Genomic DNA, 25,908 nt, shown 5'->3' on the forward strand with positions numbered 1-25,908 from the left:
ACATCGTCGTCATGGATAACCTCGGCTCGCACAAGTCGGCCGAGATCCGCCGGATGATCCAGGCGGCCGGGGCACGGCTCTGGTACCTGCCGCCCTACTCGCCCGACCTCAATCCGATCGAACAGGCCTTCGCCAAGATCAAGCATTGGATGCGCATGGCCCAGAAGCGGACCATCGAGGAAACGTGGCGACACGTCGGCCACCTCGTCACCACCATCCCGTCCGACGAATGCGCAAACTACTTCGAAAACGCAGGCTATGCTTCCGTCAAAACCTGAAACGCTCTAGAGGCTCGCTCGCGGAATCTGGTGCGGTGCGGAGCGTGTCCCGACAACGAGAAAGCCCGGGCGCTCGGCCCGGGCTTTCGTAGGGTTACGGCGTCTCAGCCGCAAAGAGGGGTCGCGCCGCGTCAGGCTTTCGGCGGGCGAGGGCGGCGGGGCTTGGCGCCCGCCGGGGGACCGCGTCGCTCGGGGCGATCCGAGGACCGATCCGGCCGTTCCGACCGCTCGGGACGATCCGTCCGCTCCGGCCGGTCGCCGCCGGGACGACGCTCGCCCTGCTTCTTGAAGCCGCCGGGCTTCTTGGGCCCTCCGCGCGGACGTTCCGCGCCGCGATCGCCCTTCGGCGGCGCATCGGCCGAGGAAATCGTGATGTCGTCGTCCAGACCCTCGGCGCTCGCGGCGAATCGCTTGGCGGCGGCTTCCACGATCTCGAAGCGGGTTTCCCGGTCGAAGATGCGGATGGCGCCGATGTCCTCGCGCGTGATCTTGCCGCGACGGCACAAAAGCGGCAGCAGCCACTTGGGATCGGCATTGTTGCGACGGCCGATATCCATGACGAACCACGCGGTCGGGCCGACATCGCGCGAGCGCGGGGCGCGCTCCTCGCGCTCGGGACGCTCCGTCCAGCCTTCGTCGCCGCGACGCGGCTTGACGCTGCGCGGCTCACCGGGATCGTAGACATCTTCCGGCGCGGGCAGTCGCTGGCGATAGAGACGCGCGAAGGCGGCGGCGATCTCCTCGGGCGAGCGCTGGGCGACGAGCTCGCGCACGACGTCCTGATCTTCCTCCGTGAGCTCCTCGGTGAGGATCGGATCGGCGAGAAGGCGATTGCGGTCGAGCGCGCGGATCTCGTCGGCCGAGGGCGCGCCGCTCCAGACCGGCTTGATTCGCGCGTCGGTCAGAAGACGCTCGGCCTTGCGACGGCGCGAGAGGGGAACGAGCAGAACCGAAACGCCCTTGCGCCCGGCGCGGCCCGTGCGACCGCTGCGATGCTGAAGGGTCTCGGCGTCGTTCGGCAGTTCGGCGTGGATGACGAGGGTCAGGCTCGGCAGATCGATGCCGCGCGCGGCGACGTCGGTGGCGACGCAGACGCGCGCCCGACCGTCGCGCAGCGCCTGAAGCGCTTGGTTGCGCTCGGCCTGCCCGAGTTCGCCCGACAGCGAAACGGCGGCAAAGCCACGGTCCACAAGGCCGGTGTGGAGATGGCGGACCTGCTCGCGCGTGTTGCAGAAGACGATCGCGGCGGGCGCTTCGGCCTGACGCAGGAGGTTGACGACGGCGAGTTCCGATTCGGTCGGCGCGATGCGGATCGCGCGGTACTCGATATCGGCATGGCTCGTGTTGCGTGCGCTCGCCTCGATGCGCATCGCGTCGCGCTGATAGCGCTTGGTGAGGGCGATGATCTGCTTTGGCAGGGTCGCCGAGAAGAGAAGCGTGCGTCGCTCGTCCGGCGTCGCTTCCAGAATGAACTCCAGATCCTCGCGGAAGCCGAGATTGAGCATCTCGTCCGCTTCGTCCAGCACGACGACGCGCAGGCCACCGATCAGAAGACGGCCGCGCTCCAGATGGTCGCGCAGGCGGCCGGGCGTGCCGACGACGATATGCGCGCCGCGCTGAAGCGCGCGCTGCTCGGCGCGCGGGTCCATGCCGCCGACGCAGGTGACGATGCGCGCGCCGACCTTGGCATAGAGCCATTCCAGCTCGCGCTGCACCTGAAGTGCCAGTTCGCGCGTCGGCGCGACGACGAGCGCCAGCGGATCGCCGGCTTCGGGCAGCGCATCTTGCCCGCGCAGAAGCGTCGAAGCGAAGGCGAGGCCGAAGGCGACGGTCTTGCCGGAGCCGGTCTGGGCGGATACGAGAAGGTCGCGCTCGGCGGCTTCGGGTTCGAGAACGGCGTCCTGAACGGGCGTCGGGTCTTGGTAGCCACGCTCTTCGAGAGCGGCCGAAAGGGCGGGGTGTGTCGGGCGGAAGGGCACCGGAAGTCCTTGAAGATTGTGCCGTTCCATCGAACTTTGGCCGAACCGGCCGCCGCCTCCTGTCATGGCTCCATTGGTGACATGGGATCTTGAGTCCCATTCGCGGAGCGGGGCTCGGTTTCCGGCGCTCAAATCCAGCCGGAGTATCGCCTCAACCGCGAGAACGCGCAGTCTATAAGCGCAAACGCGAGAAAAGACCACCTCTGGAGCAGATGATTGCCCAGCGATCATTCGAGGTCAGCGAAGAGAGGACGCGGCTTGCGAAGGCCGACGACGACGACGGGGCAGAATTTTCTCTTTCAGCGTCTTTCGGGAGCGGATTCTTTTCTTCTGCAGGGGTGGCAGGGAGAGCGGCCCGCCTTGTTCGAAGCCGGTCTTTAGAAGAGAATCAATCTATTCCAACGATGGAGTTTGGCCATCCATGACACGCTTGCGCACCGGGCTCCTCGCGATCGGTCTTTCGCTCGCCGCCGTGCTTCCTGCCACCGCGCAGACCGCGCTCCTCAACGTCTCCTACGATCCGACGCGTGAGCTTTATCGCGACTACAACGCGGAGTTCTCGAAGTTCTGGACAGGCCAGGGACACGAGGCCGTGACCGTGCGCCAGTCGCATGGCGGGTCGGGTGCGCAGGCGCGCACGGTGATCGACGGGCTCGACGCCGACGTCGTGACCCTGGCGCTCCAGGCCGATATCGACGCGATCGCCAAGGCGACCGGCAAGATTCCGGCGGATTGGCGCACCCGCCTGCCGCACAATTCCGCGCCCTACACGTCGACCATCGTGTTCCTGGTTCGCAAGGACAATCCGAAGGCGATCAAGGACTGGAACGACTTCGTGAAGGATGGGGTGGAGGTCATCACGCCCAATCCAAAGACCTCGGGCGGTGCGCGCTGGAACTATCTGGCCGCCTGGGCCTACGCCAACAAGGCCTTCGGCAACGATCCCGAGAAGACGAAGGCCTTCGTCGGCGACCTTTATCGCCACGTTCCGGTTCTCGACACGGGCGCGCGCGGTTCCACGACGACCTTCGTCCAGCGCGGCATCGGCGACGTCCTGCTCGCCTGGGAGAACGAAGCCTTCCTCGCGCTCGAGGAACTCGGCCCCGACCAGTTCGAGATCGTCGTGCCCTCGATCTCCATTCTCGCCGAACCGCCGGTCGCGCTGGTGGATGGCAATGTGGACGCGAAGGGATCGCGCGAAGTGGCGACGGCCTACCTTCAGCACCTCTACAGCCCGGAAGGCCAGACCATCGCGGCCAAACACTATTACCGCCCGTCGGAGCCGGAGAAGGTCACCGACAAGGCGCTGCTCGATCGCTTCCCGAAGCTCGACCTCGTGAAGATCGACGACGCGCAGTTCGGTGGATGGGCGAAGGCGCAGCCCGAGCATTTCGGCGACGGCGGCATTTTCGACCAGATCTACAAGCCCGCTCGCTGAACGGGCTCTCCCCGACACGTCGTCCTCCCGACATCTCGGGGAGTTTGGCCCGGCAGGACTTGTCCTGCCGGGCACATTGCACGCATCATGCCGGCTGACGGCAGGTTTGAAGGGGTTCTCATGCTTCATCGGAATGCTGTCCGGCATCGGCCTTCGGGTCCGCCGGCAAGAGGTTGCGCCTGATCCATGGCGTCGTCCGCGTTGCCGCGTTTTCGCGCACCGAGCGTCATTCCCGGCTTCGGCCTCGCGCTCGGGTTCACCCTGGCCTATCTTGGGCTTCTGGTTCTCATTCCCCTGTCCGCCCTCGTCATTCGCAGCTCCAGCCTCGGCTGGGACGAGTTCGTGCGTCTGGCGCTCGACCCGCGCGTGCTCGGCGCGCTTCGCCTGTCCTTCGGCGCGTCCTTCGTGGCGGCGGCGATCAACGCCGTGTTCGGGCTTCTCATCGCCTGGGTCCTCGTGCGCTACGATTTCCCCGGAAGGCGTCTGGTGGATGCGGTGATCGATCTGCCCTTCGCGCTGCCCACTGCCGTCGCGGGCATCGCGCTGACGGCGCTTTATGCGCCGAACGGCTGGGTCGGCCAGTATCTCGCTCCCCTCGGGATCAAGGTCGCCTACACGCCGCTCGGCATCGTCGTGGCGCTGGTCTTCGTGTCGCTGCCCTTCGTGGTGCGAACCGTCCAGCCGGTTCTCGAAGAGATCGACGCCGAGGTGGAGCAGGCGGCGGCGACGCTCGGCGCCAATCGCTTCCAGACGGTGACGCGCGTCGTCCTGCCGAGCATCACGCCCGCGCTGCTGACGGGCTTCGCCCTGGCGCTCGCGCGCTCGGTCGGCGAATACGGCTCGGTCATCTTCATCGCCGGCAACATTCCCTATGTCTCGGAAATCGCGCCGCTTCTGATCGTCATCCGGCTGGAGGAGTTCAACTATGGCGGGGCGACGGCCGTCGCGGCCATGATGCTGGTCATCTCCTTTCTGATGCTGCTTGCCATCAACCTCATTCAGGCCTGGAGCCGGCGGAGATACGGTCATGGTGCTTGAGGCCTCGTTGAACCCCGCGACGACCCTCGCGCGCCCCAAGCGCCGTCCGGTGACGACCGAGGCGCCCGCCGTGAAATGGACGCTGATCACGATCGCGCTCCTGTTTCTGGGCTTCTTCCTGTTTCTGCCGCTGGTCGCGGTGTTCGTGGAAGCGTTCCGCAACGGCGCGGCGATGTACTGGGCGGCGATCGTGGAGCCGGAGGCCTTGGCCGCGATCCGGCTGACGCTGCTCGTCGCCGCGATCTCGGTTCCGCTCAACGTCGTGTTCGGTCTGGCGGCGGCCTGGGCGATCGCCAAGTTCGAGTTCAAGGGAAAGGCGCTGCTGATCACGCTGATCGACCTGCCGTTCTCCGTCTCGCCGGTGATCGCGGGCCTCGTCTACATCCTCCTGTTCGGTGCGCAGGGCTATTTCTCGCCGTTCCTGCAGGGGACGGGTATCCAGATCGTCTTCGCGCTGCCGGGCATCGTGCTTGCCACCGTCTTCGTCACGCTGCCCTTCGTCGCGCGCGAGCTGATCCCGCTCATGCAGGAGCAGGGGACGGGCGACGAGGAAGCGGCCATTTCGCTCGGCGCCAGCGGCTGGAAGACCTTCTTCCGCGTCACCTTGCCCAACGTGAAATGGGCGCTGCTCTACGGCGTTCTCCTGTGCAACGCCCGCGCCATGGGAGAGTTCGGAGCGGTGTCCGTCGTTTCGGGCCGTATTCGCGGCGAAACGAGCACGATGCCGCTGCAGGTCGAAATTCTCTACAACGAATACGCTTTCTCCGCCGCCTTCGCCGTCGCCTCCCTTCTCGCCTTCCTCGCGCTTCTGACGCTGGGCCTGAAGGCGTTTCTGGAATGGCGCTATGCCGGCGACATCGCTTCCGCGCGCGGCGGACATTGAGACGAAGGAACGATGGTCATGGACATTCGCGTTCGCAACATCCGCAAGGAATTCGATCTCTATCCCGCCCTGCACGACGTCTCGCTGGACATTCGCTCGGGCGAGCTGATCGCTCTGCTCGGGCCGTCCGGCTCGGGCAAGACCACGCTTCTCCGGCTCATCGCGGGGCTGGAGTTTCCGACCGCCGGGCAGATCTTCTTCGGCGACGACGACGCGTCGGAGAAGAGCGTGCAGGAGCGCAATGTCGGCTTCATGTTCCAGCACTACGCGCTGTTCAAGCACATGACCGTCGCCGAGAATATCGGCTTCGGCCTCAGCGTGCGCGAGCGCGCGACGCGCCCGTCCAAGACGGAAATCCGCCGGCGCGCGAGCGAGCTTCTCGATCTGGTGCAGCTTTCGGGCCTCGAGAAGCGCTATCCGCAACAGCTCTCGGGCGGCCAGCGGCAGCGCGTGGCGCTCGCCCGCGCGCTCGCCATCGAGCCGCGCGTTCTGCTTCTCGACGAGCCCTTCGGCGCGCTGGACGCCAAGGTGCGCAAGGAACTGCGCCGCTGGCTGCGCGAGTTGCACGACAAGATCGGCCTCACCACCGTCTTTGTCACGCATGACCAGGAAGAGGCGCTGGAGCTTGCCGACCGCGTCGTGGTCATGAGCCAGGGCCGCATCGAGCAGGTGGGGTCGGCCGACGACATCTACGACCGACCGAAGACGCCGTTCGTCTTCTCCTTCATCGGCCAGTCCAATCTCGTGCCGGTGGACGTTCGGGGCGGCGAAATCCGCCATGGCGAGACCGTGCTCGGGCAGACGTCGGAAGCGGACGGGCGCTGGAATCTCTATGTCCGCCCGCACGATCTCGACATCGTGGAGCCGGGGGCGCCGGCCTTGAGCGGCACCGTGTCGCTGTCCCGGCGGGCCGGCGGGTCGCGCATCTCGGAGTTCGAACTGGGACCGGACCGGCATCGCATCGAGGTCGAGCTTCCGGCCGACCGGGGCGGCGAGCCGGGCACGCAGCTGCATGTGCGCCCGCGCCGCTGGCAGCTCTACCGGGACGGGGCTTCGGCGTAGGACAAGTCGGCACCGCTCACGCCCGAGGGGCTAAGAGCGGTGCCGAGCGATCCGATAAGTCGGCCTTGAACGGGAACGTGCGCCGAGCGCTCGTCAGTTCGATTTCATGCGCGCGGCCAAGCGCTCGATCCGCGCCTTGTCGGTCAGGCGCTCGCTGGCGAACACATCCGCCTCGATGCCGAGGATCGCATCCATCGCGGCTTTCGCGGCGGCCTGTTTCACGTCGAAGGGCTTGGACGGCTTCTGGGCGCAATGGATCAGGCAGAGGGCCGCTTGTTCGCGATGCTTCCCGCGCGTTCCGCTGGCATATTTGATGATGCCCTTGATCTTGCGTTTGCCCTGATCGAGCACGGTCACGCCCGTTCCGAGCAGGACACCCGCGCCGTATCCCGCGACGCCGCCCGCCACCGTTCCGGCAACCGGAACGATCGAGCCCACCGTCGCGCCCGTCGCGGCGACACCGACGGCGATCGCGACCTTGGAGCCGCCGATCACCAGCTTCCGCTGCGCCTTCACGGTCTTCTTCCCGCGCGCATGGAGGATCGCGCGCTTCACGTCTTCGGGGGCGATGTCCTTGTTGTCGTAGGACTCGTCGCGCGCCTGAAAGTAGATCTGCAGGATGTCGCTGAGGAGCGACGCCTTGTCGGCCGCGGCCGCCGCCGACATGAAGTCGCCGGCCCCGGCGACGAAATGGCTCGCGACGCCCTTGCCGAGGTTCCAGTTCCCCATGGCCATGCGGGAGGCGGTGATCGGGTTGTCCATCGGGGGCGCGGCTTTCGGGCTCGGTTGCGTCGGTCGAGCCTACGCAATCGGGGGGAGTTCCGCATCCGGAATTGCAAGTTGCCGTTACGAAATCCTCTCGGCGGCGCGTTCCAGCCGCAGCGGCCATTCATCCCCGATTGGCGCGACCCGCGCGCCGTCAGCTTTCACTCAAGGTCTTCATCACCAGAAACGTCGCCGACGCGCGGTTCTCGACGCCGAGCTTGGCGAAGACGACCTCCAGATGCTTGTTCACCGTGCGGGGGCTGAGGTCGAGAATGGCCGCGATGTCCCGGTTCGACTTGCCGCGCACCAGCCAAAGCAGGACGTCCGCCTCGCGCGCCGTCAGCCCGAAATGCTGGCGAAGGAGCGCTTCCTCGCCGGCCGTGTCGTCCACGGTCAGGCGAAACAGATGCTCGTCCTCGGCCACCTTGCCGAGCGCGCTGAGTTGCAGGCGCATTCCCGCCTCGGACGGCAGATCGCCGGCGGCCCCCAGCGGACCCGTCGCCCCCGCTTCCAGCCAGGCGCGCACCGGCGTGGGCAGGGCGGGGCGGCCGTCGACGGGCTCTGCCGCGCCGGTGAGAAGCCGCGTCGCCTGCGGCGTCGCCCAGAGGATGACGCCGGCTCCGTTGCTCGCCAGAAGGAACCGGCCGGCCGTGTCGAGCGCGGCGCGCGTGTTCTGCGCCGCGCGTGCATTGGCGAGATGGACGCGCATCCGCGCCAGAAGCTCGTCCGGCACGATGGGTTTGGCGACATAGTCGACGCCGCCCGCTTCGAGGCCCTGCACGACATGTTCGGTGTCGGCGAGCCCGGTCATGAAGATGACGGGCACATGGCGCAGCGTCGGATCGGCCTTCAGCCGCCGCGTCGTCTCGAACCCGTCCATGCCGGGCATGATCGCGTCCATGAGCACGATGTCGGGCGTGATCGCCTGCGCGATGCCGAGCGCCTGTTCGCCGTCGAGCGCGACGAGAACCGTCGAGCCACCCTGTTCGATCGCGTCCGTCAGAAGCCGCAGCGTGTCGGGCGAATCGTCCACCACCAGAACGATGTCGCGCTCGCGGCCCGGCCCGGCCTTGGGGTCAGTCATCGGGCGCGGCCTCCAGAAGGGCGACGATGCGGCGAAGATCGAACGCGCCGAGAGGAACCCGCATCGCGTCCACGAAGGGTTTCATGCCGGCCTCGTTCTCCAGATTCGCGAGCACCTGTTCGATGCCCTTGGCATAGCCGATCCGGCCGAACTGAAGAAGCTGCGCGCGAATGGCGGGCGCGGGATAGCGCAGCGGCGCGGAATCAGTGGCCTCCGTCGCCGGCTCGCCTTGCGTCCATTCGAGCCCGAGCACGTCGCCGACGGTCGCCAGCAATTGTCTGACGTCGAAGGGCTTGGGCAGCTGGGCGGCCGCCTCGGGGCCGGTCTCGCCGACGCCTGGCGCTTCGGCGAAGGTGGCCGACAGCATCACGATCCCGCCTTTCTGCCCGTTGGCGCGCAGCGCCTTGGCGAGGTCCCAGCCGCTCATGCCGGGCATCTGCACGTCGAGAAGAAACAGGTCGGGGCGCATCTCCGCCGTCAGCGCCAGCGCGGCCGGGCCGTCGGGCGCCGTCAGCACGATGAAGCCGAGCGGGCGCAGAAGCTCCACCATCAGATCGCGATGCGTTTCGTCGTCGTCGACGGCCAGAACCGTGCGGCGCGGCCCGCCATAGCCTCGGATCGCATGGGCGGCGCCGCGCTCGGGGGCCGTCGGCAGGGGCGAGGCGCGGCCGGGCGGAAGCGCGGAGAGCATGACGCGCACTTCGAACCGGCTTCCCGCCCCGGGCTCGGAGATGACCTTGATGTCGCCGCCCATGAGATTGGCGAGAAGGCGGGTGATCGTCAGGCCGAGCCCGAGGCCCGGCGCCTTGCCCTGAGCCGCGCTCCCGCGCTCGAACGGCTCGAAGATGCGGCCAAGCTCGGGCTCGGCGATGCCGGGGCCCGTATCCGACACGGTGAGAATGGCGACCTGGCTGCGATAGGCGACCTCGAAGGTCACGCCGCCGGTTTCCGTGTATTTGACCGCGTTGGACAGGAGATTGATGAGGATCTGCCGCAGGCGCTTCTCGTCGGTGCGCACGACCTCCGGCAGCGTGTCCGGGCGCACGAACTGAAAGCGCAGGCCCTTGGCGCTCGCCTGAAGCTGAAACATGTCGACGAGCTGGGCGAGGAAATCGGCCAGCCGCACCTCGCTTCGCTGGAGTTGCAACCGGCCGGTCTCGATCTTGGAAATGTCGAGAAGTCCGTCGATCAGGCCGGACAGATGCTCGGCCGAGCGGCGGATGGTTCGGATGCCGCCGATCTTGGCCGGCGGAATGGCGACGTCCTGTTCCAGAAGCTGCGCATAGCCGAGCACGGCGTTCAGCGGCGTGCGCAGCTCGTGGCTCATGCCGACGACATAGCGGCTCTTGGCGAGGCTCGCCGCTTCCGCGGTTTCCTTGGCTTTCTGGAGCGCGGCGTCCGTCTGCCGATGCGCCTCGATCTCCTTCAGGAGGAGGGCGGTCTGGCGGGCGGATTCCTCCTGCGCGACGCGCCGCGATTCCTGCGCCAGCACGAAGAACCATGTGGAAATGCCGGCCACGATCATCAGGACGAAGAAGGCCGCCCAGAGCGCCCGCGCGATGACCTCCGTGTCGTCGGGGCTCGCTAGAACGGCTTGATAATAGATCAGCGCCAGGACGACCGAGATGACCCCCGCGAGCAGGGCGAAGCCGCCGATATAATGGCCGACCTTGGCGTCGATCCGCTTTCGCAGCGGTGCAGGCAGCGCGGCGCCGAGCGAGGCGACCTGCGCGGAAAAGCGCGCGTGCGGTTTGCAGAGATCATGGCACCGCGCGTCGAGCGAGCAGCAGAGCGAGCAGATCGGCGCGGCATAGGCCGGGCAATAAGCCATGTCTTCGGGCTCGAACGGCAACTCGCAGACGCCGCAGGTGATCTCGCGGCGTTTCGCCCATTCGGCGCGCGGCTTGCGGGCGAGATAATAGCGCCCGCCCGTCGCATAGGCGATGAGCGGGGCGGTGACGAGCGCGACGCCGAGCGCGACGAAGGCCGAAAGCGCCTGCGCCACCTCGCCGAACGCACCCGCGAAGGCGAGAAGCGAGACGAGCGTCGCCAGCCCCATGGCGCCGAGGCCCACCGGGTTAAGGTCGTAGAGATGGGCGCGCTTGAACTCGATGCCGGGGGGCGAGAGGCCGAGCGGCTTGTTGATCGCCAGATCCGCCACGATCGCGCCGAGCCAGGCGACCGCGACATTGGCGAACAGGCCGAACGTCACTTCGAGCGCCTCGTAGATGCCGAGTTCCATCAGCAGAAGCGCGATCGCGACGTTGAAGACGAGCCAGACCACGCGGCCGGGATGGCTATGGGTGAGACGCGAGAAGAAATTCGACCAGGCGAGCGAGCCCGCATAGGCGTTCATCACGTTGATCTTCAGCTGCGAGACCACCACGAAACCGGCCGTCAGCAACGCGGCAGCTTGCGGCGAGGGGAGGACGAAGCCGAAGGCGACCTGATACATCGCCGCCGGCTCCGCCGCATGATCGGGCGACACGCCCGCCCGCAGCGCCAGCACGGCGAGAAACGAGCCGAAGAAGAGTTTGGGCACGCCGAGAACGATCCAGCCCGGTCCCGCCGCCAGAAGCGCCAGCCACCAGGAGCGGGCGGCGCGATCGCGCAAGGACGCGCGGCGCGGCTCGGGGAGAAAGCGCAGGATGTCCACCTGCTCCCCGATCTGCGGCATGAGCGCGAGAATGACGGAGGCCGCCGCGCCGAACTTCACCAGACTCAGCCCGTCCGCCTCGCTCATGCCGTCGAGACCCGGAAAGTTCAGCCAGGCGTCCACCGCACCCCAGTCCTGCCAGAGAATGAAGCCGATCGGCAGGATGTTGAGGCCGATCCAGATTGGCTGCGTCGCCAGCTGGAACCGGCTGATCCAGGTGACGCCATGCGTGACGAGCGGCACGACGGCGAGGGCGGAGACGATATAGCCGAGCCAGAGCGGCACGCCGAAGGCGAGCTGCAGGGCGGCCGTCATGATCGAGGCCTCCACCGCGAAGAGGATGAAGGTGAAGGTCGCGTAGATCAGCGAGGTGATGGTGGAGCCGATATAGCCGAAGCCCGCGCCGCGCGTCAGAAGGTCGATATCGACGCCGTAGCGCGCGGCATAGAGGCTGATCGGCAGGCCGGTGACGAGCAGCACGAAGCCGACCACTATGATCGCCAGCGCCGCGTTGGAAAAGCCGAAGGAGAGGGTGATCGCGCCGCCGATCGCCTCCAGCGCCAGGAAGGAGATCGCGCCAATCGCGGTCTGCGACACTTGCGGGGCGGACCATCGCCGCGCGCGCTTGGCGGTGAAGCGCAGCGCGTAGTCTTCCAGCGTTTGATCGGCGACCCAGCGATTGTATTCGCGTCGGACGGGAAGAATGCGTTGACGCGCGGCCATGCCTGTTTTCTGGGTCGTTCGATGGGTCGGCTGAATTTTGAGCATTGTCCACGTCGCACCGCAGAAGCGCAAGAGCCGGCGTCTCTCCCGCATCCACGTCCGGCATGGAGGCCGACCTACGTCGTTTGACGTATGGGCGAAGCGCGGAAGCCCGGCCGATAGTCCTCTCCGACAGCGAACGCAGGCGCCGAAACGGGCGGTGCGACGCGGCACGAAGAGGGGAACGCACCATGACTTTCAAGGCTAGGCTTTGCGGCGTCGCGCTGGCGGCAGCGCTGTCCACCACCGCGCTTCATGGCGCGCTCGCGGCCGAGGACACGATCAAGGTCGGCATCCTTCATTCGCTCTCGGGCACGATGGCGATTTCGGAGACGACCCTGAAAGACGCCATGCTCATGCTCATCGACGAGCAGAACAAGAAGGGCGGCCTTCTCGGCAAGAAGCTCGAAGCCGTGGTCGTGGACCCCGCCTCCGACTGGCCGCTCTTTGCGGAAAAAGCCCGTCAGCTGATCGCGCAGGACAAGGTCGCCGCCACCTTCGGCTGCTGGACCTCGGTGTCGCGCAAGTCGGTTCTGCCGGTCTTCAAGGAGCTGAACTCGATCCTCTTCTACCCCGTGCAGTACGAGGGTGAGGAATCCGAGCGCAACGTCTTCTACACGGGCGCCGCTCCCAACCAGCAGGCGATCCCCGCCGTCGACTACCTCATGAAGGAAGGCGTCGAGCGCTGGGTTCTGGAAGGCACGGACTATGTCTATCCGCGCACCACGAACAAGATCCTCGAAGCGTACCTCAAGTCCAAGGGTGTCGCCGCCGAGGACATCAAGGTGAACTACACGCCCTTCGGCTTCTCCGACTGGCAGACCGAGGTCTCGGCGATCAAGGATTTCAGCGGCTCCGGCAAGAAGACGGCCGTGGTCTCGACCGTGAACGGCGACGCCAACGTGCCCTTCTACAAGGAACTCGCGAACCAGGGCGTCTCGGCCGAGACGACGCCGGTCATGGCCTTCTCGGTCGGCGAGGAAGAGCTCGCCGGCATCGACACCGCGCCGCTCGTCGGCCACCTCGCCGCCTGGAACTACTTCGAATCGGTCGATACGCCGGAGAACGAAGAGTTCATCGCGAAGTGGAAGGAGTTCACCAAGAACGACAAGCGCGTCACCAACGACCCGATGGAAGCCCACTATATCGGCTTCAACATGTGGGTGAAGGCCGTCGAGGCCGCCGGCACGACCGATCCGGACAAGGTGATCGACGCGATGGTCGGCGTCGCCGTTCCCAATCTGTCGGGCGGCTATTCCTCGATGGGCGCGAACCACCACATCACCAAGCCGGTGCTGATTGGCGAGATCCAGGCCGATGGCCAATTCGAGATCGTCGATCAGACGCCCGGCCTCGTGCTCGGCGACGAATGGTCGGACTTCCTGCCGGAATCGGCGCCGCTGATCGCCGATTGGCGCAAGCCCATGAGCTGCGGCAACTTCAACACGCAGACCGGCAAGTGCGGCGGTTCGGACGCCAAGGTGGCCTCCAACTGAGACACGTCGAGCGGCTCTCCCGACAGGAGAGCCGCTTTCTGTCGCCTTCTTCCATCTACCGATCCGGGACCCCCATGTTGAATCATCTCCGCGCCGTTCTGACGGGCTTTCTGGAAGTGCTGGCGCTCAGCCTCGCGCTTCTGGCGGGCGCGTTCGTGGCGTTCGGCGGCACGTCCTTCGCGCAAGGGGCCGACCCCGCCGCCATCATCTCGGACTTCGCCGGCAAGAAAGGCTTCGAGGACACCGAAGCGACCGTCCGCGCCCTCGCCGCGACGGGCGACCCGCGCGTATCGACGGTGCTGGACGCATTGGCTGCGGGCGATCTCTATTATGGGAAGAGCGACAACCGCGTCGTGATCGCGACCGGCAAGGGGGCTTCGCTCGCCATTGCCGATCCGCTGACGGGAGGCTCGCTCGGCGAGGCGCCGAAGGCGAGCCTCGAGAAGGTGCGCGTCAAGAATTCCATCCGCGCGCTCGTGGCGGAGTTGAAGGGCGGGCTGACGCTCGGCTCCAGCGACCCGGCCGAGCGCATGGCGGCGGCCGTCGGCCTGTTCGATAAAGCCGCGCCCGATCAGATCGCGGTGCTCGACGGCGCCATCGCCAAGGAAACCGACCCGGCGATCCGCGCGCGCTTCGCCGAGGCGAGGGCGGTGGCGGTGCTGCGATCCGACCGCCCTTCCGAGGAGCGGCGCGACGCCGCGCAACTCGTCGCCGCGCGTGGCGACCGGGCGGCGCAGAACGTCCTTTCGGCCTTCGTCGATGATCCCGATCCGGCTGTCGCCAAGGCGGCGAGCGCGGGTTCGGCGTCGATCGCCCAGAGAATCGCGCTTTGGGGGCAGGCGCAGAACATCTGGTACGGGCTTTCGCTCGGCTCGGTCCTGCTTCTGGCCGCGATCGGCCTCGCCATTACGTTCGGCGTCATGGGCGTCATCAACATGGCGCATGGCGAGATGGTGATGATCGGCGCCTACACGACCTTCGTCGTGCAGCAGGCGCTGCGTCTCCATGCGCCGCAATGGCTCGACTGGAGCCTCGCGCTCGCCCTTCCGCTCGCCTTCCTCGTCGCCGGCTTCGTCGGCTTCGTGATGGAACGCGGCATCATCCGCTTCCTCTACGGGCGTCCGCTCGAAACCCTGCTCGCGACCTTCGGCGTGTCGCTGATCCTTCAGCAGGCCGTTCGCACGCTCTTCGGGCCGACCAACCGCGAAGTGTCCAACCCCTCGTGGATGTCCGGCTCCTTCGATGTCGGCCTCATGGCCGTCACCTGGAACCGCCTCTGGATCATCGTCTTCGCGCTCGCCGTCTTCGCCGCGCTTCTCTTCGCGCTGAACCGCACCTCGGCCGGCCTCAAGATGCGCGCCGTGACGCAGAACCGGCGCATGGCCGCCGCCATGGGCATCCGCACGCCGATGGTGGACGCGATGACCTTCGCGCTCGGCTCCGGCATTGCCGGCATGGCGGGCGTCGCGCTCAGCCAGATCGACAATGTCTCGCCCGACTTGGGCCAAGGCTACATCATCGACAGTTTCATGGTGGTGGTCTTCGGCGGCGTCGGCAATCTCTGGGGCACGCTCGTCGGAGCCATGAGCCTCGGCATCGTCAACAAGTTCCTCGAACCCTATGCCGGCGCGGTGCTCGGCAAGATCGTGGTGCTCGTCCTCATCATCCTCTTCATCCAGAAGCGCCCGCGCGGCCTCTTCGCCCTCAAGGGAAGGTTCGTCGACGCATGATCACCGCCCGCTTTCTGGGACCCCGCGCCCTCTGGCTCGCTGGCCTCCTCGTTCTCGTCGCCGTGCTCGTGCCCGTCTCGAACCTCGCGCTCGATGTCGGCCATCCCTTGCGCGTGCCGGATCATCTCGTGCCTCTGTTCGGCAAGTATCTCTCCTACGCGATCCTGGCGCTCAGCCTCGATCTCGTCTGGGGCTATGTCGGCATTCTCTCGCTCGGCCATGGCGCGTTCTTCGCACTCGGCGGCTATGCGATGGGCATGTATCTGATGCGCCAGATCGGCAGCCGGGGCGTCTATGCCAATCCGGTCCTGCCCGATTTCATGGTCTTCCTGAACTACAAGGAACTGCCCTGGTTCTGGCAGGGGTTCGACCAGTTCTGGTTCGCAGCGCTCATGGTGCTGCTGGTGCCGGGCCTTCTGGCCTTCCTGTTCGGGTATTTCGCCTTCCGCTCGCGGGTCACTGGCGTCTACCTCTCGATCATCACGCAAGCCCTGACCTACGCTTTGCTCCTCGCCTTCTTCCGAAACGACATGGGGTTCGGCGGCAACAATGGCCTGACCGACTTCAAGGACATTCTCGGCTTCCCCATCCAGGCCGGATCGACGCGCGCCGCGCTCTTCGCCGCGACGGCAATCGTGCTCGCGCTCTTCGTGCTGATGGTCTCGGCCGTGACGCGCTCCAAGCTCGGGCTTCTGATGGTCGCCGTGCGGGACGCGGAAAGCCGCACGCGGTTCCTCGGCTGGCGGGCCGAGCATGTGAAGCTCTTCGCCTTCACGCTCTCGGCGGTGATGGCGGGCGTTGCCGGAGCGCTCTACGTGCCGCAGGTCGGCATCATCAATCCCGGCGAGTTCGCGCCGCTCAACTCGATCGAGGTCGTGGTCTGGACGGCGGTTGGCGGGCGCGGAACGATCCTCGGTCCGGTGCTCGGCGCGCTGCTCGTCAATGGCGGCAAGAGCTACTTCACCGCCGCCGCGCCCGAAAGCTGGCTCTTCGTTCTCGGCTCGCTCTTCGTGGTGGTCACGCTCTTCCTGCCGCGCGGCATCGTCGGCACGATCGACCAGGGCTGGCGCGCCCTGTCCGAGCGCCGCAGCGCGGCCCGCGCCGAGAAGGGCACCGCCTCGGGTGCTGCCACCAACCCCAGCCCGGCGGAGTGACCCTCATGACCATGACGAGTTCTGCCCCGGCGCGTATTTCGCCGCACCCCTATGCAACGCTTCTGGCCGAAGCGCGTGAGAGGGAAGCGGCCGGCCGGCCGCCGCGCGGCGAGACGCTGCTCTACCTCAATGGCGTGACCAAGAGCTTCGACGGGTTCAAGGCGATCAACGATCTGTCGCTCGTCGTCGCGCGCGGCGAGATGCGCGCCATCATCGGCCCGAACGGCGCCGGCAAGACGACGATGATGGATATCATCACCGGAAAGACCAAGCCCGACGCGGGCGAGGTCTATTTCGCGGGTGATACCGACCTGACGCGGCACGACGAGGCCGACATCGCCTCCATGGGCATCGGCCGCAAGTTCCAGAAGCCGACCGTCTTCGAAAGCCACACGGTGGAGGACAATCTGGTTCTCGCCCTGTCCGGCCAGCGCGGCGTCTTCTCGACGCTGTTTCACAAGCGCACGACGACGGAAAAGGCGCGGATCGACGCGATCCTGGAGACGGTGCGCCTGACCTCGCGCCGCGACAAGCCGGCCGCCGACCTCAGCCACGGGCAGAAGCAATGGCTGGAAATCGGCATGTTGCTGGCGCAGGACCCCGAGCTTCTTCTCGTGGACGAGCCGGTCGCGGGCATGACGGACGCGGAAACCGAGGAGACGGCCAAGCTCCTGCGTGAAATCGCCGAGACGCGCTCCGTCGTCGTGGTCGAACACGACATGCACTTCGTCCGCGCACTCGGCGTGAAGGTCACCTGCCTCCACGAGGGCCATGTTCTGGCCGAGGGCCCGCTCGATCAGGTCTCGGCCGATCCACGCGTCATCGAAGTCTATCTGGGGCGCTGACCATGCTGACTGTTTCGAATGTCGATCTCTTCTATGGCGCGGCGCAGGCTCTGCGCGGCGTCTCCCTGAACGCGCAGAAGGGGCAGATTACCTGCGTCCTCGGCCGCAACGGTGTCGGCAAGACCTCGCTGATGCGCGCCATCGTCGGGCAGCAGGCGATCCGCTCCGGGCAGATCGCGCTGGACGGCAGCGACCTGAAGGGCGAGGCGCCCTACACGCGCGCCCGGCGCGGCATCGGCTTCGTGCCGCAGGGCCGCGAGGTCTTTCCGCTGCTCTCGGTGAAGGAAAATCTCCAGACCGGATTCGCGCCGGTGAAGCGCGGCGAGCGCACCATTCCCGACCATGTGTTCGAGCTGTTTCCGGTGCTGAAATCCATGCTCTCGCGGCGCGGAGGCGATCTGTCGGGCGGCCAGCAGCAGCAGCTCGCCATCGGCCGCGCGCTGGTGACGCGCCCGAGCCTCCTCGTGCTGGACGAGCCGACCGAGGGCATCCAGCCCTCGATCATCAAGGATATCGGCCGCGCCATCCGCTACCTGAAGGACGCCGGCATGGCCGTGCTTCTCGTGGAGCAATATCTCGAATTCTGCCGCGAGCTCGCCGACAAGGTTTACATCATGGATCGCGGCCAGATCGTGTTCGAGGGCGTCGGCGCCGATCTGGACGACCCCGAGGTACGCAGGCACCTGACCGTCTGAGGTCCAATCCTGAAATCGGGCCGGTCGCGAGGGGATGCTCAGCCCTCAGGCCGGCCGCGCCGCGCCCTCTCGCCAATCCCGACACGCGCCATCACGAATTCCGAAGCTCTTCGATTTAACCATGCGAACGTCCAGAGCTCTTAGAGCGCCTAACAAAACCTCCGGGCGGAGGATGGTCGAGGGATTTTCGTCAGACCGTGCGGAGCAAAGCGCAGTCGATGCCGGCGGCATCGGCGAGCATTTGCGACAAAGCGGCTGGCGAAAAGAACCGATCAGCCGACCCCGCGAGGTATTGTTAGGTGCTCTTAAGACTTGCCGGGCATGATGGCGTGCTGAGGCAAGGATCGCTTGATGATTTCGACGGTCGAATTTCTCGGGATGCGTTTTCTCGACGCCAATCCCTCCGGCGTCCGCGCCGCCCTGTGCGACGCGCTGAAGGGACCGTTCGGATACGTCGTCACGCCCAATGTCGATCACGTCGTTTCCTATCATCGTGGCGACGCAGGCTTGCGCGCCGCTTATGACGGCGCGGCGTTTCAGATCTGCGACAGCCGGGTCCTGGCCAAGCTCGCCTCCCTTAACGGATTGCACCTGACGCCCTTTCCGGGCTCCGATCTGACGCGCGAGCTTCTGGAGCAGCCGCTTCATTCCGGCCTGCGCATGGCCGTGATCGGACCGGACGAAGCGGCGTTTCGCGATCTTCGGGCGCGATTTCCGTCCGTCGATCTCGTGCATATTCCCTGCGCCGCGCAACTCGGGGTCGGCACGGGAGAGTGGTGGCAGACGGTCGGACGCGCCGCCGCGGCGGATTGGGATCTTCTCTTCGTCTGCCTGTCCTTTCCCAAGCAGGAACTCTTCGCGCGCGATCTCGGCCGCACCGGGCGCGAGCGGGGCCTGGCGCTGTGCGTCGGCGCGAGCATCGACTTCCTGACCGATCGCCAGACGCGCGCGCCGAAGGCGATGCAGCGGGCGAATCTCGAATGGCTCCATCGTCTCGCGAGCGATCCTCGCCGCATGGCGCGGCGCTATCTCCAACGCGGCCCGGCGATCTTTGGCCTCGCCGCACGCGCATGGCGGGCGGAGCGGGGCAGGGACCGCACGTCTGAGCGGCGGCGTGTGCTTGTCTTGTCCACCGTCCTGCCGCATGGCCGCAGCACGGGGGGCGAGATCGCCTCCATGAACTTCATCGAAGGGCTGCGCGCGACGGGCTGCGAGGTCGATATTCTCGCCTATCGGCGGGAGGGCGACGATCGGGAGCCACCGCCGGGCTTCCTGTCGCCGCGCGACTGGCCGATCGAAAGCGCGGGACGCCCTGTTCGAGCCGCCGCCTGGATGGGGCGCGCCTATCTCGCGCGCCGGCCCTACTCGGTTCAGAAATATGTCGGCGCTCGGATCAAGCGGCTCCTGCGCCTGCGCCTTCGAACCGCGCCGCCCGATCTCGTGGTGGTCGATCACGCCCAGGCAAGCTGGCTCCTTCCGCTCGTCCCGGCCCATCTCCCGGTGGTTCTGATCGCCCATAACGTGGAGCATCAGCTCTATGGAAGTCATGGCGACGCTGTCGGGGGAGCCGGGAAGGCGAGCCCGAAGCAGCGTTTGAAAGGTGCCGTCTACAAGCGGGAGGGCGAGCGCCTTTCCGCCGTCGAGCGCGCCGCCGCCCTCCGGGCGCAGGAAATCTGGACGCTGACCGACGACGACGCCGCCGCCTTCGCGCAGATGGCACCGGGGCGCGTCGTGCGCAGCTTCGGTGTCCCGGGACAGGCCTTTCGCGGCGCCTGCGAACCGCTGCCTGAGCCCAGCGTCGATGTCGGGCTTCTCGGCAGCTGGACCTGGGACGTCAATCGCGCCGGGCTCGACTGGTTTCTCAAATCCGTCGCGCCCCGCTTGCCGAAGGACCTGCGCATCACCGTCGCCGGTCGATCCGACCATGCGCCCGGCACGGTGCGCAGCAATGTCCGCTTCGCGGGCTTCGTGCCGGATGCGGGCGCGTTCCTGCGCAGCTGCCGCGTCGTGGCGATCCCCAGCACGGTCGGTTCGGGAATCCAGATCAAGACGATCGAAACCCTCGGGCTCGGCGTGCCCACCGTCGCGACAACGGTCGCGCTGCGCGGCATCGACGATCCGCCCCTCGATCTTCGGGTCGCCAACGGAGCGACCGACATGGTGAGCGCCATTCTGGAAGCGCTCGACGCGCCGAGGCCGGACGGGCGAGACGGCGCGGTCTGGCGGCAAGCGCGCGAGCATGCCTTCCGGACCGATCTCGCCCATGCGCTCGACGCATTGTTTGAGGAAGCCCTGCTCGAGCGACCCTCGCATGTCGCAAGCGAGGCGGCCGGAGAGAAGGGCTCGATCCTGGAAGGGCCTCACGTCGAGCGCAGCGAGGATGGAACGAGCACCCCGACCGAGCAGGCACGGCTCCGCATGGGAGCTATGCGCCGATAGGGGTGCCTCCCGTCCCCCGAACATGGTTCAAAGGACGGGCAACACTTCCTCCCAGATCGTTGCACGTTTCGAGCCCGCTCTGTCCTCCCCAGAGCGGGCTCTTTTATTTTCGGTCCTTGTCCCGGCGATGGCGCCGCAGGCGACGGAAAAGTCCGCGCTTCTCGAACGGCTCGAACATCTCCTCCGGTCCTTCCGGGTCGAGGACTTCATTGTCGGCCAACCATTCCTCGATCCCCGACAGTTCCGGCCTCTCATAGGGGCGCAGCGTCTTGCCGTGTCCGCGCAGCGCTTCGATCGCCCCGATCAACGAACCCGACCTCTCGATTTGAGCCGTGACGACATCGCGGCCGACGCCCAGATGCTCGGCCAGAAGATCGTCCCGCAGCATCGTGATCGTCGAGCCCTTGTCGAAATTGCCGGGCAGGGACGTGTCGATCGTCACGTCGCATTCCGTGTCGAGCCGCATGGAGCGGTTGTTGAGATTGGAGGAGCCGACGCGAAGAACGCGATCGTCCACGATCAGGATCTTGGCATGGACATAGATCGGGTCGCCGCCTTCGGTGAACGGATGATAAATCCGAAAGCGCCGGTGTGGATCATGCAGGCGCAGGGCCTCGTGCAGGCGGGCGCGCGCCGTGTCCATCGCGAGCGGTTCCAGCCAGCCTTGGGCCGACAGGGGGTTGATGAGGACGATTTCCGGTCCGTCTTCTTCCTCCAGCCGCTTGGCGATCGCCTCGGCGATCCGCCGCGAGGCGAAATACTGGCTTTCGGCATAGATCGTGCGCCGCGCGGAGGCGATCTGCTCGAGATAAAGCGTCTCGATTTCGCGGATCGGCCCGTGCGTATGCGAGGGCGGGCTCGACCGAGACACGGCCATGCGCACGTTCTCGAAATGCGGCTTCAGTTTTTCCGGCCACGCGTCGTAGGTCCGGTCCAGCGGCTCCATGGGCCGGCCGCCCGCATCGTGCCAACGGTCGCGCGACACCTGGGCGAGCGCCAGCGCCATCGGCCCGTCCACGGCGGTCGAGGCGTCGTGCCAGGGCTTGTGCGGCTTGCCGCTCACCAGACGCCGGCGCGGGTCGCGGTGAATGTGTTCGCGCGTGTCCCAGCGCTCCTCCGTCATGTCGATGCCGCCGCAAAAGGCGAGGCTTTCGTCGATCACGACGATCTTCTGGTGATGCGAGGCGCCGGGCGGGTGCGTGCTGTCGAGCTTGGTGTGGATGCGCCGGTGGCTCATCCACTTCATCACGGTGAAGATCGTCGATCCGCGAACGAGCGTCTTCAGCGCGCCGAGGTCCCATCGCAGGAGATAGACCTCCAGGGCGGGGTTCTGGTCCACCAGCCAGTAGATGAAGTCGCCGACCTTTTCGGGCGCGTTGTCGCCTTCCGCGCGACCGAGCCGGATGCGCGCGTCGAAATCCCAACCGATCAGGACGATGCGGCGCTTGGCCCGCAGCATCGCCGCGCGCGCATGGGTGAAGTAGTCGTCGGCATCAACGATCAGCGCGGCGCGGTGCGCCTGCGCGACGCACAGGCAATCCGCCCCCGGATGAAACGGGGCGGAGTCCGGCGCCTGCGAGAGCGGGGAAGCGATCGACTCCGAACTGTGACCGTGCATGGCATCCCTGGATCGTTCATCGTTTCCGCCCCGCATCCTTAGACGTATGTCGCCTCGTCCGGATGACAGGAGCGTGGTTCACGGTGGCGCGAGGGAAGATGCGTCGTTCCGTCCGCTCGGCAAGCCGCAAGCCGGCCTCACCGGGGTTTTCGTTTCGAAGACACGGGATTTCGATGGGTCGGAGGCCGAGATCGGGCGAACTCTCGCCACGCTTATGCTGCATGGCAATAGAACCCGATGCCGGTTTTCGGTGTTGCTAGGGTCCCGTCCGTGCCGAAGCAGCTGTCAGGACGGGACCGACGAAGCTCGAACCCAGGAAGCCCCGTTCCCGCCATCGATCGGGACGGGCCGGTTCGAGCCCAACCGAACGAGGACCTCTTGCTCAGACTTTTCGCCGCGATCGCTGCGCTTTGCCTGCTTCTGATCCCCGCACAGATTCAGCCGGCCCTGGCCCAGGTGCCGCTCATCCCCGGTCTCACCGCGCCGGCCAAGACGACCACGCCCGAGGCCGCGCCCGCCAAGGAAACGGAGGCCGACCGCGAAGCCCTGCAACGGGTGATCGGCCTTCTCTCCGACGACACTCGCCGCGCCGCGCTTCTGAACGAGCTGCGCTCGATCGAGGGTGCGCTGAACCAAGGTGCGCCGACCAAAGCCGATGGCACGACGACGTCCGCCGAGGGCGCTCCGGCGGAACCGGCGGCGGAAGGCGAGACGGCGCCGATCATCGGCGACAAGGGCCTGATCGGCGCGATCTCGTCGAGCCTTGCGGAAACCGGGGATGGCGTCGAGGCCAACGCGCTCGGCGCGCCGGTGGAAGAAAAGCTGACGCTGGCCGCCGACGAGCTTCAGTCGCGCGTCGAGAACGCCTTCGGCGGTCAGGCGACCTTGGATTTCCTGACCTGGGCTTTGCCCGGCGCGGCGGTCGTCATCGGCCTGTGTATCCTTCTGTTTCGAAACGGGTGGCTGCGCCGGCGTCGGGAATTGCAGGAGCGCCCTGCCGGCACGAGCTTCCAGATCGCGCGAAAGATCGGGAAATGCATCCCGTTCGGCATCGTGCCGCTCCTGGTCGTGATCGGTACGGCCTCGGCCTGGGCGGCGGCTTTCGCGCCGACCTGGCGCGACGGGCGCCTGTTCGTCGCTCTGTTCTCGCCGCTCTTCGCCGCGCTGCTGACGCGGCAGGTGTTCTACTATGTGCTGATGGCGCTCGGGCCTTCACGCGGCTGGCGGCTCGTCGGCTACGCGCAGCGGCGGCTCCTGAACTGGGTCGCGACACTCGCCGCGCTCGCGGCCACGGCGGCCATCCTGCGCGAGTTCTCGCTGCGCATCGTCGTCGGCTTCAATCTTGCCGACGTGACGTCGTTGGTTCTCGACCTCGGCCTCGCCCTTCTGACCGCCGCCTTCATCCTGCGCCATCGCCTGACCGTGCGCAGCCTTTTGATCCGCGGCCATCGGCAGGATCGCGGGAGCGCGCATTCCTCCGGCGTCCTGTCGTCCGCCTTCCGCGCGCTCGCGACCTATTGGCATCTCGTCGCGCTGGCCTTCGTGGTCGCCAATGTCGTGGCGCGCCTGACCGGCACCGGCAACGGCATGTTCATTCTCGAAAGCTCGGGGGCGCTTCTCTACATCTTCGGCGGGCTCGCGCTTCTGGCGGTGGCCAATGCCGGCTTCAAGCGCCTGTCCCATTCCATGAGCCGAGGCCGCGTCACGCTGCGAAACGCGATCCTGCGGCGCTATCTCGACATCTTCCATCTGCTTCTGCAGATCGCCGTCGCGGCCTTCGTCGTGGTGCAGGCGGTCGATGTCTGGGGCTTCGATCTGGCCGGATGGATCGCCTCGGAGCGTGGCCAGCGCTTCGTGCATCCGCTTCTCTCGCTGATCATCGTCCCGGCGGTGATCTACGCGATCTGGACGACGATCGACACGGCCGTCACCCATTCGCTCGAGCCGACCGACAGCCGAGGGCGGGTGCGCAATCGCTCGGGCCGTATCCGAACGCTTCTGCCGCTCCTGCGCAATCTCGTCTTCGTGGTTCTGTCGATCGTCACGGTCATCGCGATGCTCGCCAATATCGGCGTCGACGTCACGCCGCTTCTGGCCGGCGCGGGCGTCATCGGTCTCGCCTTCTCCTTCGGCGCCCAGCAACTGGTGCAGGACGTCATCACCGGCTTCTTCATCATCTTCGAGGACACGATCGCCGTCGGCGACGTCATCTCCACCGGGGATCGGACGGGAACCGTCGAGGGCCTGACCATCCGCACCGTGCGCATTCGCGACGCCAACGGCGCGCTGCATTCCGTGCCCTTCAGCCAGATCAAGGCGCTGCAGAACAACTCGCGCGGCTTCGGCATCTTCCCGCTCAACGTCTCCATCGCCTTCGGAGCCGATGCGGATCGCACGATGGACATCATGCGCGAGGTCGGAGCCGAGCTTCTGACCGACGACACCTATGGCGCCGACATGCTGGCGCCGCTCGAAATCTGGGGCCTCGACGGGTTCACGCGGGAGGGTGTCGTCATCAAGGGCGCGATCCGCTGCAAGCCGCTCCAGCAATGGGGCGTCGGGCGCGAGTTCAACCGTCGCCTCAAGCGGCGTTTGGATGAGGAGCAGATTCGCTTCTTCGCCGCCGAACAGCGCATCGCCGTTCAGGACGAATCGATGATCCGCGTCGCCGCCAATTGATCGGAGAAGGGCTGGTCACGAAACGCGATGGGGAAGAGCAGTCGCTCTTTCCCATTTCCCGCTGGGGCTCGTCGGTCGATGCGGATCGAGCCCCACGCATTCGGCCCGGCGAGGGCGCATGGCACACGCGACTTTCGTGAGCACAGGTTCAACGAACCTGAGAGCCTGTCGTACGATCGGTGCAAGTCTCTGAGAAAATGGTGGGCGCGACAGGGATCGAACCTGTGACCCCCTCGGTGTGAACGAGGTGCTCTCCCGCTGAGCTACGCGCCCGCTCCGGCCGGTCAGTGCCGGCTAGCGGATGAAGGGTCGTATAGAGGCGAACGAGCGGGCCGTCAATCGAAGATGCATCCGTTTGTCGACAACGGATGCAAGCCGCTCAAACTAAAGCGCTTTTGCCTGGATGCGGTTCGGCGACAGGAGCGAATCGATGAGAGCGGGCGTCAGGTCGCAGAACCGGTCCAGCGTGCAAGTCGCGCCAGCGCGCGCCGCTTCGCCGGGATCGTAGCCGAACAGGACGAGAATCGAGGGCGTGTCGGCGGCGAGCGCCGCGCGAATGTCCGTGTCCGTGTCGCCGACCATGACGGCCGAGGTCGCGCAGCCGCCGGCGCGCTCGATCGTGCCGAGGAGATGGATCGGATCGGGCTTGCGGGCCGGAAACGTATCGGCGCCGCAGATCGCCGCGAAACGCTGGGCTAACCCAAGTTCCTCGAGCAGCCGGACGGCGAGACGCTCCGTCTTGTTGGTGCAGACGGCCAATCGCGCGCCGGACGCGGCAAGCCGGTCCAGCATGGCGACGCCGCCGGGGAAGACCTGCGACTCGTCGGCGATATGCGCCTCGTAATGCGCGAGGAAGCAGCGTGTCTGCTCGGCCAATTCCTCGGGAGGGAGTGGCCGCGCGGCCAGCCGATAGGCTTCGCGCAGCATGGCCTGCGCCCCATGGCCGGCATGGGGCCGGACATCGGCCAGCGCCAGCGGCGGCAAGTCGACGCGCTCGAGGCAATGGTTGAGGCTGGCCGCAAGGTCGGGCGCCGTGTCCACCAATGTCCCGTCGAGATCGAACACCACGGTGGGCCGCGATTCGACCGGCTGCGGGAGGGTGGACCGGGAACGGGCGAGGCCTGCGGCGTCAAGCGGGATCGGACGAACTGCGCTCATGGTCGGACTTTGGCTGGAGAGGAAGCGAGGTCAAGCCGATCCACTAGGGAACGACCCCTCCGGCCCGCTCCGGGCGCCGTTCCGTCGGCGGCCTGAAGCGTCCCGGCCACAGTGTAAGGTCTCACGAACCAACAAATGCTTAGTGCGCG

18 protein-coding genes and 1 tRNA gene are annotated in these 25,908 nt (G+C 66.7%); 12 read left to right on the forward strand and 7 right to left on the reverse strand.

Annotated elements, in window-relative coordinates:
• The coding region (locus B146_RS0120820; RefSeq protein ID WP_019996715.1) for a transposase at positions 1 to 278 on the forward strand (278 nt) is incomplete at its 5' end.
• Positions 279 to 409: 131 nt separating this feature from the next.
• Here the strand turns inward: B146_RS0120820 and B146_RS0120825 are convergent.
• On the reverse strand, positions 410 to 2,287 hold the full coding sequence (locus tag B146_RS0120825; protein WP_019998418.1) for a DEAD/DEAH box helicase: 1,878 nt from the start codon (positions 2,285 to 2,287) through the stop codon (positions 410 to 412).
• 391 nt (positions 2,288 to 2,678) lie between these two features.
• Here B146_RS0120825 and B146_RS0120830 point away from each other — a divergent pair, with 391 nt between their 5' ends.
• From B146_RS0120830 to B146_RS0120845, 4 genes are all read left to right on the forward strand, one after another.
• Positions 2,679 to 3,695, forward strand: a complete 1,017-nt coding sequence (locus B146_RS0120830) for a sulfate ABC transporter substrate-binding protein (protein ID WP_040408845.1) — start codon at positions 2,679 to 2,681, stop codon at positions 3,693 to 3,695.
• Between the two features lie 186 nt (positions 3,696 to 3,881).
• A complete protein-coding gene (gene cysT, locus B146_RS0120835) occupies positions 3,882 to 4,733 on the forward strand; it encodes a sulfate ABC transporter permease subunit CysT (protein WP_019998420.1) in 852 nt (283 codons plus the stop codon).
• Entirely contained in the window at positions 4,723 to 5,616 is an 894-nt protein-coding gene (gene cysW / locus B146_RS0120840) for a sulfate ABC transporter permease subunit CysW (RefSeq protein ID WP_019998421.1), read from the forward strand. The genes cysT and cysW overlap by 11 nt, the downstream gene beginning before the upstream one ends.
• Before the next feature lie 18 nt (positions 5,617 to 5,634).
• Positions 5,635 to 6,678 (forward strand): sulfate/molybdate ABC transporter ATP-binding protein, encoded by a 1,044-nt coding sequence (locus B146_RS0120845; RefSeq protein WP_026358817.1) that lies wholly within the window; start codon positions 5,635 to 5,637, stop codon positions 6,676 to 6,678.
• Positions 6,679 to 6,771: 93 nt separating this feature from the next.
• Here the strand turns inward: B146_RS0120845 and B146_RS26875 are convergent, their stop codons facing one another.
• The 3 genes from B146_RS26875 to B146_RS26880 all read right to left on the reverse strand — a co-directional run bounded on the left by B146_RS26875 (position 6,772) and on the right by B146_RS26880 (position 11,906).
• On the reverse strand, positions 6,772 to 7,440 hold the full coding sequence (locus B146_RS26875) for a hypothetical protein (RefSeq protein ID WP_019998423.1): 669 nt from the start codon (positions 7,438 to 7,440) through the stop codon (positions 6,772 to 6,774).
• A 157-nt stretch (positions 7,441 to 7,597) separates the two neighbouring features.
• Entirely contained in the window at positions 7,598 to 8,527 is a 930-nt protein-coding gene (locus B146_RS0120855) for a response regulator transcription factor (protein ID WP_019998424.1), read from the reverse strand.
• Entirely contained in the window at positions 8,520 to 11,906 is a 3,387-nt protein-coding gene (locus B146_RS26880; RefSeq protein WP_019998425.1) for an ATP-binding protein, read from the reverse strand. Before B146_RS26880 ends, B146_RS0120855 begins: the two co-directional genes overlap by 8 nt.
• A 230-nt stretch (positions 11,907 to 12,136) precedes the next feature.
• Here B146_RS26880 and urtA point away from each other — a divergent pair, with 230 nt between their 5' ends.
• From urtA to B146_RS0120890, 6 genes are all read left to right on the forward strand, one after another.
• A complete protein-coding gene (gene urtA / locus B146_RS0120865) occupies positions 12,137 to 13,441 on the forward strand; it encodes an urea ABC transporter substrate-binding protein (RefSeq protein ID WP_019998426.1) in 1,305 nt (434 codons plus the stop codon).
• Positions 13,442 to 13,515: 74 nt separating this feature from the next.
• Positions 13,516 to 15,171, forward strand: coding sequence for an urea ABC transporter permease subunit UrtB (urtB, locus tag B146_RS0120870; RefSeq protein ID WP_019998427.1), 1,656 nt, complete (start codon positions 13,516 to 13,518; stop codon positions 15,169 to 15,171).
• Positions 15,168 to 16,325 (forward strand): urea ABC transporter permease subunit UrtC, encoded by a 1,158-nt coding sequence (gene urtC / locus B146_RS0120875; RefSeq protein ID WP_019998428.1) that lies wholly within the window; start codon positions 15,168 to 15,170, stop codon positions 16,323 to 16,325. The genes urtB and urtC overlap by 4 nt, the downstream gene beginning before the upstream one ends.
• A gap of 5 nt (positions 16,326 to 16,330) precedes the next feature.
• On the forward strand, positions 16,331 to 17,170 hold the full coding sequence (urtD, locus tag B146_RS0120880; RefSeq protein ID WP_019998429.1) for an urea ABC transporter ATP-binding protein UrtD: 840 nt from the start codon (positions 16,331 to 16,333) through the stop codon (positions 17,168 to 17,170).
• A 2-nt stretch (positions 17,171 to 17,172) separates the two neighbouring features.
• Entirely contained in the window at positions 17,173 to 17,865 is a 693-nt protein-coding gene (urtE, locus tag B146_RS0120885; protein ID WP_019998430.1) for an urea ABC transporter ATP-binding subunit UrtE, read from the forward strand.
• 351 nt (positions 17,866 to 18,216) lie between these two features.
• Positions 18,217 to 20,304, forward strand: a complete 2,088-nt coding sequence (locus B146_RS0120890; protein ID WP_019998431.1) for a WecB/TagA/CpsF family glycosyltransferase — start codon at positions 18,217 to 18,219, stop codon at positions 20,302 to 20,304.
• A gap of 103 nt (positions 20,305 to 20,407) precedes the next feature.
• Here the strand turns inward: B146_RS0120890 and B146_RS0120895 are convergent, their stop codons facing one another.
• On the reverse strand, positions 20,408 to 21,922 hold the full coding sequence (locus B146_RS0120895; RefSeq protein WP_019998432.1) for a phospholipase D-like domain-containing protein: 1,515 nt from the start codon (positions 21,920 to 21,922) through the stop codon (positions 20,408 to 20,410).
• A gap of 378 nt (positions 21,923 to 22,300) precedes the next feature.
• Here B146_RS0120895 and B146_RS0120900 point away from each other — a divergent pair, with 378 nt between their 5' ends.
• Positions 22,301 to 24,601 (forward strand): mechanosensitive ion channel family protein, encoded by a 2,301-nt coding sequence (locus tag B146_RS0120900; RefSeq protein ID WP_019998433.1) that lies wholly within the window; start codon positions 22,301 to 22,303, stop codon positions 24,599 to 24,601.
• A gap of 198 nt (positions 24,602 to 24,799) precedes the next feature.
• Here B146_RS0120900 and B146_RS0120905 read toward each other — a convergent pair.
• A tRNA-Val gene (locus tag B146_RS0120905) sits at positions 24,800 to 24,874 on the reverse strand.
• Between the two features lie 111 nt (positions 24,875 to 24,985).
• Positions 24,986 to 25,759 carry an HAD family hydrolase gene (locus tag B146_RS0120910; RefSeq protein ID WP_019998434.1) on the reverse strand — a complete coding sequence of 258 codons (774 nt, stop codon included), beginning with the start codon at positions 25,757 to 25,759 and terminating at the stop codon, positions 24,986 to 24,988.
• Positions 25,760 to 25,908 lie beyond the last annotated feature (149 nt).

The sequence above is a fragment of the Aureimonas ureilytica DSM 18598 = NBRC 106430 genome, assembly GCF_000382705.1.
GTDB lineage: Bacteria > Pseudomonadota > Alphaproteobacteria > Rhizobiales > Rhizobiaceae > Aureimonas > Aureimonas ureilytica.